Below are 14,184 nucleotides of genomic sequence, written 5' to 3'. Positions count from 1 at the left end.
TCCGTGTCGAGCCTTATAGCCCAACTGAACGGGAATTCAAGCCGCGCGCCGATTCAGCCAGCGCGCGGCGTGTTTCGTTGCGCTTCAGCCTTCACCAAACCCGTCGGGCGCATCCCACAGCAAATGTCGGGTTTCCAGCATGACGAGATTGTTGCTGCGCACGATTTCGCCGCGGGTCTTGTAGCCCAGCAGCTGCTCGGGATCGGTGGAGGGATTGTGGGTCAGCACACGCAATTCCTCGCTGGTGAAATCGGTAAGGCCGCGTGCCCGCTCGATCCCCTTGCTGTCGTAGATGTGCAGCACGTCCCCGCGTGTGAAATCCCCGTCCATGCTGACCACGTCTGCGCGGCGGATCGGCCGCTCTCCCTGCGCCAGCGCATCGGCCACCGCTTCAGAGACCACGAGACTTCCCGCCATCTGCAGCCGATTGGCAATCCAGCTGTCCCAGCCCGACAGCGGGTTCGGATTGGGCAGGACCTTGGTCGCCCGGCGGCTGCCATCGAGCACGGTCGACAGGGGACGATCCACCTCGCCTTGGGCGATCCAGGTCGTCACGCCAGCTTCCTGCGCCATATTCGCGGCCTGAAGCTTCGTTTCCATGCCGCCGGTGCCCAGCGTGCTCTTACCTTTGGTCGCGGCCATGTAAGGGCCGACATCGCTCACCTCCGGGATGAACTCGGCATCCGGATCGTCCGGGTTGCGATCGTACAGACCGTCCACCCCTGTCAGGATGATGAAGTCGGTCGCACCGACCATCTGCGCAACCTTCGCGGCGAGGCGATCATTGTCGCCCACGCGGATTTCCTCGGTCGTGATCGTATCGTTCTCGTTGACGATCGGCATCACGCCGGATTCCAGCAGCCGATGCACGGTGTTGCGAGTGTTGAGGAACCGGCGATGATCTTCGAAGTCCCCAAGCGTCAAAAGCACCTGCGCGATTTCGAAACCAAATTCATGGCCCACCTGCTTATAGGCGTTCAGGAGCAGCGGCATGCCGCAAGCGGCGGCCGCCTGCTTGTCCGACACCCCTGCGCTTTCCGGTGTTTCGCCAATGATCCGCAGACCTAGCGCGACCGAACCCGACGAACAGATGATGACATCGTTACCCTCGGCGCGCAGCGTGGCGACATCTTCGAGCAGGCGTTGCAGGAAACCATATCGCGGGGTCAGGAGTTCCTGATTGGCAAGCAATGCCGAACCGATCTTGACAACAATATTGCGTTTCTTGGTCATATCTAAAAAATATCTCTAACTTGAAATTTCTGTGTCAGAACGTAGATAGGGATGGTGCAGTGCACAACCGGATTTTTAAGAATATCGAATGCGCAAAATGCTGGAAGTATTCTTCGAAGAAATAGCGAAGACTTAATTGGATCGTTATTTCACTTTGGAACTAAACTAAGAATTACACAGAGCGCCCTGAGCGCGGAAACGGAATTCTACCATTATCAATTCTATACTTATTGTCGGCTGCGGAAAAATGGGCTCCGCGTTACTTTCGCAATGGGTTTCCGGCCCGGAGGCGATAACCGTGGTGGACCCCATGGCCAGCGATCTGCCTGAAAAAGTCACGCTCGTGCGTGATAGTTCCGAAATCGCCGACGAACGTTTCGACTGCATTGTCGCAGCGGTCAAGCCGCAGATGTTCGATGATGTGATGCCCGGATATGCGGAGAACCTTGCGGATGACGGTTACATCATCTCGATTGCCGCAGGCTATTCCGCCGCGCGTCTGTCGAAATTGATGGGCGACAAGCCCGTGGTTCGCGTCATGCCCAACCTTCCTGCGGCGGTCGGCCGCGGAGTGAGCGGCGTCGTTGCCGGGCCTCACACGGCCGACGGCCATATGGCCCACGCTGTCGAATTCATGGAACGGGCCGGCACGGTCGTGACCGTCGACAGCGAAGAGAAGCTGGACCGCGTAACCGCTGTGGCAGGCTCGGGTCCAGGCTATGTCTTCGAGATCGCCCGCGCCTATGCAGAGGCCGCCATGGCACAAGGCTTCAGCGAAGAAGAGGCCCGTGAAATGGTCCTCGGCACTATCGGCGGCGCCATCGCCATGGCCAGCGAGCCAGGGGCCCCAAGCCTTGAAGACCTGCGCAATTCGGTGACGAGCAAAGGCGGTACCACAGCCGCCGGCCTCAACGCACTCAATGGCGACAATGGCCTAACCGACCGAATGCATGCTACACTGCAGGCCTGCTACGACCGGGCGGTAGAGCTGCGCTGAGGACAGCGCCTCCCGCTCCGATACAAGACGAAGAGAGAGAGACTATGAACGACCAGACGCTAGACCCGCAGATTCACATCACCACGCTGGGCCAGAACGCCCGCAAAGCCGCCCACGGCCTGCTTTCCGCGAGCACTGACGCAAAGAACACTGCGCTGCGCGAGGCTGCCAAGGCACTGCGTGAGAAAACGCCCGAGCTGCTCGAAGCGAATGCCGAGGACGTGAAGAGCGTTGAGGGGAAGAAGCCCGAAAGCTTTATCGATCGTCTGAGGCTCACCGAAGATCGCATCGAGGGCATGGCGTCTGCACTCGAAGAAATCGCGGAGCTTCCCGATCCCGTCGGACGCAGCCTGGCGACTTTCGACCGGCCCAACGGCCTCAAGATCGAACGGGTTGCCGTACCGATCGGTGTCATCGGGATGATTTATGAAAGCCGCCCGAATGTCGGCGCCGATGCCAGTGCTCTTTGTTTGAAGAGCGGCAACGCCGTCATCCTTCGCGGTGGCAGCGAAAGCCGTCACTCCACTCGTGTAATCGTTGATTGCATGCGTACGGGGCTCAACGCGGCAGGCCTGCCCGAAGATGCAGTCCAGACTGTCGGCACGACCAACCGTGAAGCCGTTGCGGCACTGCTCAAGGCCGACGAATATGTCGACCTCGTAATCCCCCGCGGGGGCCGCGGCCTCGTTGAACTGGTCCGCGACCAGGCAAGCGTGCCCACCCTCCTCCACCTTGATGGCAACTGCCATAGCTACGTCCACGAAGCGGCCGATCTCGACAAGGCTGCCGAAATCATCCGCAACGCCAAGCTGCGCCGCACCGGCGTCTGCGGCGCGACGGAAAGCATCGTGGTTGATCGGGCCGTGGCAAAGGACTTCATCCCCCGCCTTACCTCGGTCATGGGCAACGATTGCGAGCTGCGCGGTGACACGGAAGCCGTCGCCATCGACGATAGCATCAAGCCTGCCGACGATGCCGACTGGAACACCGAATACCTTGATCCCATCGCCAGCGTCAAAGTCGTCGATGGCCTCGACCAGGCGATCGAGTGGGTGTCCGAACATTCTTCGCATCACACCGATGCGATCATGACGGAAGACGATGCTGCGGCGAAGAAATTCATGACCAGTATCGACAGCGCGATCGTCATGCGCAATGCCAGCACGCAGTTCGCTGATGGCGGCGAATTCGGCATGGGCGCGGAAATCGGCATCGCCACCGGCAAGATGCATGCTCGCGGCCCCGTCGGCCTCGAACAGCTCTGCAGCTTCAAATACCTCGTCCACGGCGACGGGCAGACGCGCCCGTAAGGCGAACCGTCAAAACCGATCAAAGAAGCCGCCGGAGCCTTTGCGCCCGGCGGCTTTTTCGTGTCAGATATTGGTGCTGCTCGGGATCAGGCTTGGCTGGAGATAGGTATACGGTCGCCGCCGCTGCGCGTTGCGCGCCACGATCTGCTCCTCAGCCTGTTCCAGCGCCGACTGAAAGCGGGCCAGCGGCCCGCTCGCACCGCTGATCTTCGGATCGCGGAACCACTGCGGATAGGGAAATTGCGGCGAGCGGTAAGTTCCTAGCGGACGATAATAGAGCGAGCCGAGCAGATAGAGCGTTTTGAGCTGTTCTAGCGCCAGCGCCTCAGGCGGCATCATGGAAAGCCATTGGGGCTTGGTATTGCCATCCTGAGTATCGGGCACGCTCTGCCACAGGGCCCCGGTCACGGCCGGGGCATATTCCATGATGTCTTTCTGCGGAAAATTGACCGCGGCATGCTGCGCGCTCGCGGTGAAGATGGTCATCGTGCACAGATCGATCAGGCTCTGGACGGTCTGCGGTGCGCTGAAGCCTGTCAGTTTACCACTGCCCGCGATCGCTGCTGCCCACGCCTGGACCTCCGCGTCGCCGACGACATCGTCGTCCTCGGCATAATACGTCTCTATGTATTCGCGCACCCAAGTCTCGATCGCTCCCCAGATCAACAAGGCATCGTCGCGATAGGGATAGACGGCCAAGGGCGTTCCGGCGCCAACGCCTCGCGCCTCGATGTCGAGCGGAAGCATACCCTTGGCGAAATCGAAGGAGAGCCGGGCCTCCACAGCCGCCTTCTGACTGCTTTGAATGGTGCCTGCAAAAATATGATCGATCGGGCCACCGGGCGTGATCAGGCTGGTTGCAGCCGCCTCGTTGATGAACATCGTGCCTTCGAAGTGCCGCACCAGCAATGCGTTGAGCGGATGCTGCTGCGCAAGATGGCGCTGGGTGGCCACGGCGATTGCCTCGATTACCAGATGCGTGCGTGCAAGATGCGCGAAGAGTTCGTGGTAATTCCCGTCCGCAACCTGCACCACCAGCTTGGCCATTTCCCAGCCCCATTCATGGGCGCTGTCCATGGCCGGTGTCATAACCGGACTGGCCGCATTGGAAGGATCGCAATTGATAGCGATAGGCACGAGACTGTCGCCACCGGGAGGAACGGCGAACAGGGCGACCGGGCAGGTCAGATATTTCGCGATGCCGTTCCATAGGCCAGGCTCGATGATCGATAGCGGTGCGTAATCGCACTGGAAAAGCCGGCCATCCTCCAGCGCCGCATCCAGCGTATCGCCTGCCACGACAGCGGCATATTGCTCCGCCGTAATGGCGCAGCCTGACGGAATGGCGCTTACCGCCTCTATCAGCACGCTGTTGGGTCCGCCCACGCGCAGATGCGCGAATTCGAGATCGTCCTGGAAAGTATAGGCGATTGCAGGAACCGGGATCGTCTTGAACAGGTCGAGATAGTTTTCCAGCGTCCGCGGTCGCTCCTTGCCGAGCGCAGCAAGGGTTGCACCGCGTAGCTCGAGAATGCCTTTCAGCTTGGTCGCGTGGTTCTGCAGATCCGCCGTAACGACTTCCGCCTCGACCATGTGGAGGCAATCACCTGCCAGAGCCGCCAATCCCTTGTGCCCGATCAGGTCACCGGCCAGCTTCACCTCAAGTCCCGCAATGTCCTTCTCGATCGCCGCAATCACCGCGCGATCGGCGTCTAGTAATGCCGTATCGAGCGAGGACAGACCCTGCTCAACCAGAGACGTTTCCACCGCGATGACATTCTTTGCCATCTCGATCACGATACCCAGCAGCTTCAGCCACCATTCCACCGAGGGCTTCTCCGCCTTGGGCAAAACCTTGACGACCGGAACACCATCGACGGCGGGCACGGTATCGGTCCACTCATATTGCGCCTGACTTTCAGCCAGTTGCTCCTTCCGGTCCTGCCGCTCTGCCGCTGTGTCATTTTGGGGCAGTGATGGAGAAAGTGGAGCTTGCTGTGGCATTATCGGTCCATCTGTCTTGCTGAAGTGCGGAAATGCGTACTCGACAAACGTTAACGCAAAGATTAGCAACTACGTACTTATACGAGGGTGGGCCCGTTGGGAGATGTTAGGGCCTCGGGGGGTTTAACGTGTGCTTATGGGGAAGCTCGGCAAGATTGTCCGCGCAATAGCGATTCCGGATCTGCCGCAGGATGTGCGCGCGGATTACGTGATCGCGGCGGCGCAGCAGGTGAACAAGCAGGCACGCTGGCTGTTCGTCGCGCTGCTGCTCACGTGCCCGCTCGCCATTTTCGTGACGCCGGAAAGCACCGGCTGGGTCGTGCGCTGGGTATTGCCGCTCGGCATGTCGATCTACTGCATCTCCGGCCTGATCACTCTCCTGCGCGGAAAATCCTTCGAAGGCAGGCCCTGGCGCGCCGAGAAATTCATTGTCGAGAGCTGGTTCTCCTCGCTCATCGGCGCGTTGATCAGCACCACCTGGGCAATCGCCAGCTGGCTGAGCGCGGACGGGGCGGAGCGGCTGCATTTCCCCGTCATCCTCGTGATGGGCGCGCTCGCCACCGCCTATTGCGTGGCGAGCATTCGCGCGGCGGCGGCGATGCATCTGCTGATCGACATCGTCCCCATCGCCGCTCTGCTGCTGATCTTCGGCTCCACGCTCGACCGGGCGGCGGCGGTCAGTCTGGCGCTGGCGGGCATGTTCCAGTGGCGGATGATCAATATGCATCACCAGCAGGTGGTCGAGCTGCTGCTGCTCCAGCGCAAGAACCACACCCTCGCCCTCACCGATCCGCTGACCGGCCTGCTCAACCGCCGCGCCCTGCTCGATTTCGCCGAGGCGCTGGGGGATGACGACGGCCCTTCCCGCCTGCTGCTGATCGATATCGACCGGTTCAAGGCAGTCAACGACACGCATGGCCATGACGTGGGCGACAGTGTGCTGCAGGAAATCGCCCGGATCATCGATGCGCATGCGGGCAACAATGTCAGCGCCGCGCGGCTGGGGGGCGAGGAATTCGCCCTGCTCGGCACGCGCGAGGCGCTGCCCTGCTCCACCGCCGAGGTCTTGCTGGACGAGATCCGCGCGGCCGCCATGCCGCATGGCGAACGGGTGACTGTCAGCATCGGCATTGCCGAGGGCACGCTGGAAGACGATCCCGCCTGGCGCAATCTCTACCGCCGGGCCGACGATGCGCTTTACGAAGCCAAGCGCCGCGGCCGCGACCAGTCCTGCCAGGCCGACGAGCTGGAGATTTCCTACCGCAGCGCGCTGGCCCGGGGCGAATCGCCCGCCGGGCCGCTATCCCCCCGTCCCGCCTGACTTTTTTGCCTCCCTAAGACGGGCCGATCCGCCTGATTTCCCCCGCCGCGGCCGCCCACCAGCCCCTCGGATGTAGGATTGCCCCAGAGGGAATCCTATTTGCTTTCCTACACGCCCCCTGCCGTTCCATGCCCCGTGCTTTTCAAGCCCAGGAGACGCACGCATGACCCGCAGCAAGGACCCTTCCGAAACCCGCACCCCCGTCCCCGCAGAGGACATCCCCGCCTTCGATACCGTGCCGGTCAAGTTCCGCCACGATGGCTGGACGCCCGCGCGCCAGAAGGCCTTCATCGGCGCGCTCGCCGATACGGGCTGCGTCAGCCGCGCCGCGCGCTATGTCAACATGAGCACCGAGGGCGCCTATTACCTGCGCCGCCGCCCCGGGTCCGAAAGCTTCCGCCGCGCATGGGAGGCCGCCCTCGATCTCGGCGTGCAGCGCCTGAAGGACATCGCCTATGAACGCGCGATCGACGGCCAGCTCAGCCCCGTCTTCGTCGCCGGCAAGCTGAAAGGCTTCCGCCGCATCCGCAACGATCGCCTGCTGATGTTCTGCCTCAGGATGAACGCCCGCGACGAACGCGGCAAACGCCTCGCCGCGAGTTATTTTAATCCCGGGTCGTCAAGCAGCGGAGCGGTAGGACAACAAAGACTCCCGACCCACCCCGCAAGCATGACCACCCCCGCCCTCAGCCGCGCGGAGAAGGACGACATGAACGCCGCCATGGTCGAACATTTCGATCCGGTGGAGATGAACCTGGAGGAGATCGAGGCGATGCAGGCCCAGCTGGCCGAAATCGCCCGGCGCAAGCGCGCCGACGAGGACGGCCCGCCGGAAAACGATGCCGACACGCACTTCGCCCACCTCGTAACCACCGACTGGAAGGCCGCCGGAGAGCTGGAAGACCTCTACTCGGTCGAGGAGGAGCTGGAACAGTGGAACGAGGACGAGGACTACTGGAAGGACTTGGGGTGAGGACGCGATGGGTGAGCTTCGTCAACAAAAAGGATAAGGGACTTAGAACCAGAAATGAGGTCAGATGCGAGGAAAAGTGGAAAGTCTTGCTTGTTTTTATGCGATAGCTTCCCAAATATTACACACGGTACAAATGAGGGAAACTCATGGAACAAGTCAGTATCTACAACTCAATTGAGATTGAAGGTCTCAGAGAGTTACTGGGGACAATCGACTGCGAAATTGCGGCAGACGAGCATTTCATCATTGTGGTGAATAATGATGAAATTGCCGAGGACCCATACCTCAAGGAGGCGATGATGTCTGCAGTCGCTAAGGGTGCTAAGATCATTGTCATCTGGCCGCCCGATGGAAATGAACTGGCGTTACCTGAAATTCTTCGTCAACTTCGAACCGCTCTAATTCAGTTTGACGCAGAAGCTCTGCATGACGTCATTTGCAAAAAAACGGGCCGCAACGATGTTCCTAGCGGCGGGCAATATCCAGCACCCAAGACCGACCGGCATTGTTGCTAATGCTTGTACACACTTACTGTGTTGAACACGATCTCGGCTTTGCCCCGAATCCCTTTCACGGAGTTTGCTCGTTGGGATGTTGCGCCCCTCAACTGCGAAAACACGCCTCAGTTGGTGATCTGGTGGTAGGAAGAGGTAGCGCAAGGGTCGGAAGGCGTGACCATCTAGTTTACTGGATGCTGATCGAAGAAATTGTGAGTTTCGAGGAATATGATTCTGACCCGCGATTTGCGGCAAAGGTTCCAGATATGGGCGCGAGCACTATGCTGCGCTACGGCGACAACATGTATTTTCGGGATCCCATAACGAATAAGTTTGTTCAGCGAGACTCGTTCCACAGCAACGAGAATGGAGTCCAAAGCCCGACTGACATTAAGACTGACACGGGGACGACGACTAACGTCCTTCTAGGACGTCAATACAGCTATTATGGCGGAGTTGGGCCAGAAATTCCTGAAGAATTTCGATGCATGTTTCCCAAGAGAAATCGTGCATGCCATCACCCCAGCAACTTGAAAAACGGATTAGTTCGGTGGCTTAAAATCGATGATCCTAAAGGTATCGTAGGTTTACCAACAGACTGGACCGATATCCCCCACTGATCACCTTTTGATTGAGACGAATCAGGTAGATCGCTGTAGAGATAATCCGCATGGATCACCTGTCTCGCAGCGCTGCATTTGACGATTACTGGAAATTTGCAGCGAAGCGCCACGAAGCTTATTTGAACCGTGTACACGGTCTATCTGCACCTTGGACCAATGACCCTATCATCGCGCGCTACAGGTTTACTAATACATTTCGCGCTGCTGATCGAGTTAGCCAGTTTCTAATTCAGCGCATCCAGTATGATCGCTCAAATGATATTGGCGATGAGGACCTATTGTTTCGGACCTTACTGTTCAAGATTTTCAACAATATTGATACTTGGAATTCCTTAGAACGTGAATTCGGTGAAATTCGCTGGCGAAATTTTGATTTTGATCGAGCAGACGGCCTCCTTGAGGCTCTCATCAGCTCGGGTAAGACGATTTACTCTGCGGCATACATAATGCCTTCGCCTGCGTTCGGTGCGAAGCGAAAGCACACAAACCATCTACGCCTTCTACAATCTATGATGGCTGGCGGTCTAGCTCGACGCGTGAATGCAACAAAGTCCTTACAAACGCTCTACAATGAGTTGCTAAACTTCAAGGGACTTGGGCCATTCTTGGCGTTCCAATACGCAATCGACGTAAATTACTCGCAGCTTACTGAATTTGAGGAGAATGAATTCGTTATTGCTGGGCCTGGTGCCCATGATGGTATTAGAAAGGTCTTCCCGCAATCTTCTCCAGATGATGCCGAGTTAATCATTTATTGGATGGTAGAAAACCAAGAACGGGAGTTCAGCCGCCTAGGAATAGACTTTGGAGGCCTCTTTGGGCGCTCGCTTCGCGCGATAGATTGCCAGAATATTTTTTGCGAAATCTCTAAATATTGTCGTGTCGCTCACCCCAACCTCGAAGGTACAACAGGTAGGACGCGTATAAAGCAAACCTTTTCAAGCCATCGCAGAATACCGACACCTAAGCCTTTTTTTCCTCCGAAATGGGGAATTAATGAACATATATCGGTGCCGGAGCACAGGCCGAACGAACAATGCGAAACGCAATTAGAGTTCGGTGTCTAGGACGGAGTACCAATGGCCATCGCTATGCAGATCCAACGTTTTCCGACCTTCGACCACTTCGCTCTAAAACCAACAATTGAGCGCTCCCAAATCCGTTCTTGGACAACACCGTCGGCCTTCACACTTATTTCACCGTCAACGGAATAAGCGATAAGGATCAGACGCTTGTTAGCAGCGCACGCCTTTAGTTTTAGAAGTCTCAAAATTGCGCCTTTTTCCGAGTCGATTTTATCCGCCTCTTTCAGCTTGCGATAAAATAGATGCGGAGCTTCAAAGGTTCCAATTGATGTGTCGACAACCGGCGCTCTGACGTCAGCGACCACCAATGGGCTAAATTTAACAGATCTTTTTGTAAGGTCTACGCTGATGGTTCCCTGCTTCTCATGCATCAATTGGCTATAAAGCTTATGCCCTTCGACGATGGCCCTTTGCCACTCCCAAAGTTGGTTCTCTTCAGCTTCCAATTTTTCAGCAAACGTCTTAATCAGCTTGAGAAACTCATGCTTGATCTGACTTTTATCGGAAAAGAGCCGCTTTCTGGCTTCTTCGGGGGTGAGACCTTCACTTCGTGCCGCCCTTTGGGCTTCTGAATGGACCGCCTTAACAATCGCCTCTTCAACGATACGCGCTCTAGCACCGTCTTGTGCGTTATCGATTGAAGGAGAAAATTTGCGCTTAAGCCCCATCAAGGATCGCAGCACTGGGGACCAGCCGAGAATGGCGGCATTCGCTAGGTGCAGAACGTCATGAAACCGATACCCGTCTTCAAGTTCTGAATTGTCGTCGAGTTCGTCGCCAAGGGGTCTACCCTGATAAAACATCTGAAGGCGACCGCGTTTTGTTTCAACGAAGGTTATGTCAAACCTAAGCGGGAAAACTTGGCTCGGTGGGGTGTCCACTTTCCGATCATGCAGCTCCGTGGGAGGAGCGTTAGAGAGATTGAAGATGCCTTCCAATTTTGTCACGTTGGCGCGCGCCACCGCATCCAGAGACGTATTGTATAGAGTTGCTATCGCACCCAAATGCCAAAGCAACATACCCAATGTCCGCTCTGCGGAAAATGCGAGTATATCTTCTTTTAAATAATATTCGGTATCGGGAAATTGCTGACTCATTACTGAAGTCGCGTAAAGCAACAATCTAGTAATGCAGACATCAAGCAATTCACGACCTTTTGTCCGAGCAGTTAGAAAAGCTACTCTTTGATATTCGTCAAGGCTCGCATTACCGCCGCGCTCAAGCACTTTGGTACATTCTTTAAAGAACCGCTGATAGTTTTCTGGATCGAGAGCATCACGGAATTCGGGACGTTTCTCAATTTCTTTCGGTAGTGCACCGAAATCTGCACGCACTACGCCGCTTAAGCTTCCATCCAAGGGAAGCGTCGAGAGCTGTGTAGTGTACCAAAGACAGTCTCCCAGTTCTTCTATAATTTCCTCGTTGGGCTGGTCCCAGTTTTCGTCAGAGTGATGAATAACTTTGCGTTTTAATGTCGCCGCGAGCGAACCGACTTCCGCTGCCAAGCCATAGCGCGCAATACGAATTCTATCGTCTAAACTCTTATTAGACGTCCAATCGCTCTGACGAACAAACTCTTCATACTCATCGAGCCGCAAATTACCCCCTATTTCTCCCTCACGCAAAGAGCAGCAATAAACGCTTCCTGAGGAATGCTAACGTTGCCATACTCTCGCATCCTTGCCTTGCCATTTTCTGCTTTTCCAACAGTTTTTTCTTGCGGCTGATGTCGCCGCCGTAACATCTGGCGGGGACGTGCTCGCGCCCAAAGGTTATCGTCTCGTTGGACTACCGCTTCTTACGCGCCTTCCGCGCCGCATACTTCGCATCGCGCGCAGCTTTCAGCTCTTCCTCGGTCGGCTCCGGCACGGCAGCGGCCTCAGCTGCGGCTTTGTCGGCGGCCAGCTTCTCGGCCTTGGCCTGCTCGCGCGCGGCGCGCTTGGCGGCGCTCTTTTCGGCGGCCTCGGCTTCGCGGGCTTCCTGCGCGGCCTTGCGCCGGACCACGGTCTCGTCATCCACCTTGGGCTTGTTGGCGAGCTTCTTCAGCGCTTTTTCGCGGGCCTTCTGGGCCAGAGCGGCGCGGTCTTCGAACGTAGGGTCTTTATATCCAGCCATTATGGGGCGTTATCTCTTCTGATTGGCCGGGTCTTGCCCGGCGGGAAAGGCAGGTTTTGCCGAAGCGGGCAGCGCGGCCCGCCTGTTGTCGATCCGCAAGGAGGCCGCGTGCCTCTTCGCGGAATGCGTGAATTCCTCCCCCTCCTATGCGGGGAAAGGGCGTGGCCGAAGATGCTCTCGCGCCTTCGGAATGCGGGTTATTCTTCGCCCATGCGCAGCGCGGCGATGAAGGCTTCCTGCGGGATCGAGACGTTGCCGTATTCGCGCATCCGGGCCTTGCCCTTCTTCTGTTTTTCCAGCAGCTTCTTCTTGCGGCTGATGTCGCCGCCGTAACATTTGGCGGTCACATCCTTGCGCATGGCGGCGATGGTTTCGCGGGCGATCACCTTGCCGCCGATCGCGGCCTGGATCGGCACCTTGAACAGGTGGCGCGGGATGAGGTCCTTCAACCGCTCGCACATGCCGCGGCCACGGCTTTCGGCCACATCGCGGTGGACGATCATCGACAGGGCATCGACCGGTTCGTTGTTCACCAGGATGCTCATCTTCACCAGATCGCCTTCGCGCAGGCCGATCTGTTCGTAATCGAAGCTGGCATAGCCGCGGCTGATCGATTTCAGGCGGTCGTAGAAATCGAACACCACTTCGTTGAGCGGCAATTCATACGTCACCTGCGCGCGGCCGCCGACATAGGTCAGGTCGATCTGGATGCCGCGCCGGTCCTGACACAGCTTCAGGATGGAGCCGAGATATTCGTCGGGCGTGTAGATCACGGCCTTGATCCACGGTTCGTCGATCTGTTCGATCCGGCTGGGATCGGGATAGTCGGCCGGGTTGTGGAGCATGATTTCCTGCGCCGGGTCGGTCCGCGATTTGTTCAGCTGGATACGATAGACCACGGAAGGGGCGGTGGTGATCAGGTCCAGATCATATTCGCGGGTCAGGCGTTCCTGGATGATCTCCAGATGCAGCAGGCCGAGGAAGCCGGCGCGGAAGCCGAAGCCCAGCGCGGCGCTGCTCTCGGCCTCGAAGGTGAAGCTGGCATCGTTGAGGCGCAGCTTGCCGATGCTTTCGCGCAGTTTCTCGAAATCCGCCGCGTCGACCGGGAAGAGCCCGCAGAAGACCACGGGCTGCACTTCCTTGTAGCCCGGCAGCGCGGTTTGCGAACCGCCCTTCACCGTGGTGATCGTGTCGCCGACCTTGGCCTGTTCGACTTCCTTGATCTGCGCGGTGATGAAGCCGATTTCGCCCGGGCCCAGTTCGGGCAGATCGGTGCGCTTGGGGGTGAAGCAGCCGACCCGGTCGATCAGGTGCTGGGTGCCGCCCTGCATGAACTTGACGTTGAGGCCCTTCTTGATGACCCCGTCCATCACCCGCACAAGGATGACCACGCCGAGATAGGGGTCGTACCACGAATCGACGAGCATGGCCTTCAGCGGCGCCTCGCGGTCGCCCGTAGGGGCGGGAATGCGCTGGACCAGCGCCTCGAGCGTTTCCTCGATCCCGATGCCGGACTTGGCGGAAGTGAGCACGGCGTCGGACGCATCGAGGCCGATAATGTCCTCGATTTCGGCCTTCACCTTGTCGGGTTCGGCCGCGGGCAGGTCGATCTTGTTGATGACCGGGACGATCTCGTGATCGTGTTCGATCGACTGGTAGACATTGGCGAGTGTCTGCGCCTCGACCCCCTGTGCGGCGTCGACCACGAGCAGCGCGCCCTCGCAGGCGGCGAGGCTGCGGCTGACTTCATAGGCGAAGTCGACATGGCCGGGCGTGTCCATGAGGTTGAGCTCATAGGTCTCGCCATCCTTGGCGGTGTAGTTGAGGCGCACGGTCTGCGCCTTGATGGTGATGCCGCGCTCCTTCTCGATGTCCATGTTATCAAGGACTTGCTCGGACATCTCGCGATCCGTCAGCCCCCCGCAAAACTGAATCAGCCGGTCCGCCAACGTCGACTTGCCATGGTCGATATGGGCGATGATGGAGAAGTTGCGGATCTTGGAAAGGTCGGTCATTGCCCGCGCCC

Annotated in this window: 12 protein-coding genes and 1 pseudogene; 7 read left to right on the top strand and 6 right to left on the bottom strand. The window is 58.1% G+C overall.

Features of this window, described 5'->3' with window-relative positions; all coding sequences use genetic code 11:
* Positions 1 to 84 precede the first annotated feature (84 nt).
* Entirely contained in the window at positions 85 to 1,233 is a 1,149-nt protein-coding gene (proB, locus tag K3175_RS00495) for a glutamate 5-kinase (RefSeq protein WP_221541424.1), read from the bottom strand.
* A 211-nt stretch (positions 1,234 to 1,444) separates the two neighbouring features.
* On the opposite strand from proB, the gene proC reads away from it, so the two are divergent.
* Together proC and K3175_RS00485 are read left to right on the top strand one after the other, a co-directional pair.
* Positions 1,445 to 2,230, top strand: a complete 786-nt coding sequence (proC, locus tag K3175_RS00490; RefSeq protein ID WP_345719318.1) for a pyrroline-5-carboxylate reductase — start codon at positions 1,445 to 1,447, stop codon at positions 2,228 to 2,230.
* A gap of 44 nt (positions 2,231 to 2,274) precedes the next feature.
* Positions 2,275 to 3,540: a glutamate-5-semialdehyde dehydrogenase gene (locus K3175_RS00485; RefSeq protein ID WP_221541422.1), complete on the top strand. Its 1,266-nt coding sequence runs from the start codon at positions 2,275 to 2,277 to the stop codon at positions 3,538 to 3,540.
* A 63-nt stretch (positions 3,541 to 3,603) separates the two neighbouring features.
* Here K3175_RS00485 and K3175_RS00480 read toward each other — a convergent pair whose 3' ends face one another.
* Positions 3,604 to 5,544, bottom strand: coding sequence for a lipoxygenase family protein (locus K3175_RS00480; protein ID WP_221541421.1), 1,941 nt, complete (start codon positions 5,542 to 5,544; stop codon positions 3,604 to 3,606).
* A gap of 136 nt (positions 5,545 to 5,680) precedes the next feature.
* Between K3175_RS00480 and K3175_RS00475 the strand changes: the two genes are divergently transcribed.
* From K3175_RS00475 to K3175_RS00455, 5 genes are all read left to right on the top strand, one after another.
* Positions 5,681 to 6,865, top strand: a complete 1,185-nt coding sequence (locus K3175_RS00475; RefSeq protein ID WP_221541420.1) for a GGDEF domain-containing protein — start codon at positions 5,681 to 5,683, stop codon at positions 6,863 to 6,865.
* Between the two features lie 163 nt (positions 6,866 to 7,028).
* Positions 7,029 to 7,838: a hypothetical protein gene (locus K3175_RS00470; protein WP_221541419.1), complete on the top strand. Its 810-nt coding sequence runs from the start codon at positions 7,029 to 7,031 to the stop codon at positions 7,836 to 7,838.
* Between the two features lie 146 nt (positions 7,839 to 7,984).
* The gene (locus K3175_RS00465; RefSeq protein ID WP_221541418.1) at positions 7,985 to 8,353 is read left to right on the top strand and encodes a PTS sugar transporter subunit IIB; all 369 of its coding nucleotides are present in this window, start codon (positions 7,985 to 7,987) and stop codon (positions 8,351 to 8,353) included.
* The gene (locus K3175_RS00460) at positions 8,353 to 8,955 is read left to right on the top strand and encodes an Nmad2 family putative nucleotide modification protein (protein ID WP_221541417.1); all 603 of its coding nucleotides are present in this window, start codon (positions 8,353 to 8,355) and stop codon (positions 8,953 to 8,955) included. The genes K3175_RS00465 and K3175_RS00460 overlap by 1 nt, the downstream gene beginning before the upstream one ends.
* Before the next feature lie 50 nt (positions 8,956 to 9,005).
* On the top strand, positions 9,006 to 10,025 hold the full coding sequence (locus tag K3175_RS00455) for a nucleotide kinase domain-containing protein (RefSeq protein WP_221541416.1): 1,020 nt from the start codon (positions 9,006 to 9,008) through the stop codon (positions 10,023 to 10,025).
* Here K3175_RS00455 and K3175_RS00450 read toward each other — a convergent pair.
* The 4 genes and pseudogenes from K3175_RS00450 to lepA all read right to left on the bottom strand — a co-directional run bounded on the left by K3175_RS00450 (position 10,022) and on the right by lepA (position 14,173).
* Positions 10,022 to 11,641, bottom strand: a complete 1,620-nt coding sequence (locus K3175_RS00450) for a hypothetical protein (RefSeq protein ID WP_221541415.1) — start codon at positions 11,639 to 11,641, stop codon at positions 10,022 to 10,024. The two genes, K3175_RS00455 and K3175_RS00450, sit on opposite strands and share 4 nt — an antisense overlap.
* Positions 11,642 to 11,649: 8 nt before the next feature.
* A pseudogene (locus tag K3175_RS00445) lies at positions 11,650 to 11,831 on the bottom strand (elongation factor 4); the annotation flags it as partial.
* Positions 11,832 to 12,158, bottom strand: coding sequence for a DUF6481 family protein (locus K3175_RS00440; RefSeq protein WP_221541414.1), 327 nt, complete (start codon positions 12,156 to 12,158; stop codon positions 11,832 to 11,834). It abuts the pseudogene before it with no gap.
* 197 nt (positions 12,159 to 12,355) lie between these two features.
* The gene (gene lepA, locus K3175_RS00435) at positions 12,356 to 14,173 is read right to left on the bottom strand and encodes a translation elongation factor 4 (RefSeq protein ID WP_221541413.1); all 1,818 of its coding nucleotides are present in this window, start codon (positions 14,171 to 14,173) and stop codon (positions 12,356 to 12,358) included.
* Between the last annotated feature and the right edge of the window lie 11 nt (positions 14,174 to 14,184).

Source organism: Qipengyuania aestuarii (assembly GCF_019711535.1).
GTDB classification, from domain to species: Bacteria; Pseudomonadota; Alphaproteobacteria; order Sphingomonadales; family Sphingomonadaceae; genus Qipengyuania; species Qipengyuania aestuarii.
The sequence above is the reverse complement of the archived record's forward strand: the minus strand, read 5'-3'. Positions and strand labels throughout refer to the sequence as shown.

Excerpts from the sequence above, each read along its gene's own strand:
- proB (WP_221541424.1), bottom strand. The coding sequence starts at position 1,233 with ATGACCAAGAAACGCAATATTGTTGTCAAGATCGGTTCGGCATTGCTT.
- K3175_RS00485 (WP_221541422.1), top strand. The coding sequence starts at position 2,275 with ATGAACGACCAGACGCTAGACCCGCAGATTCACATCACCACGCTGGGC.
- K3175_RS00480 (WP_221541421.1), bottom strand. The coding sequence starts at position 5,544 with ATGCCACAGCAAGCTCCACTTTCTCCATCACTGCCCCAAAATGACACA.
- K3175_RS00475 (WP_221541420.1), top strand. The coding sequence starts at position 5,681 with ATGGGGAAGCTCGGCAAGATTGTCCGCGCAATAGCGATTCCGGATCTG.
- K3175_RS00470 (WP_221541419.1), top strand. The coding sequence starts at position 7,029 with ATGACCCGCAGCAAGGACCCTTCCGAAACCCGCACCCCCGTCCCCGCA.
- K3175_RS00465 (WP_221541418.1), top strand. The coding sequence starts at position 7,985 with ATGGAACAAGTCAGTATCTACAACTCAATTGAGATTGAAGGTCTCAGA.
- K3175_RS00460 (WP_221541417.1), top strand. The coding sequence starts at position 8,353 with ATGCTTGTACACACTTACTGTGTTGAACACGATCTCGGCTTTGCCCCG.
- K3175_RS00455 (WP_221541416.1), top strand. The coding sequence starts at position 9,006 with ATGGATCACCTGTCTCGCAGCGCTGCATTTGACGATTACTGGAAATTT.
- K3175_RS00440 (WP_221541414.1), bottom strand. The coding sequence starts at position 12,158 with ATGGCTGGATATAAAGACCCTACGTTCGAAGACCGCGCCGCTCTGGCC.
- lepA (WP_221541413.1), bottom strand. The coding sequence starts at position 14,173 with ATGACCGACCTTTCCAAGATCCGCAACTTCTCCATCATCGCCCATATC.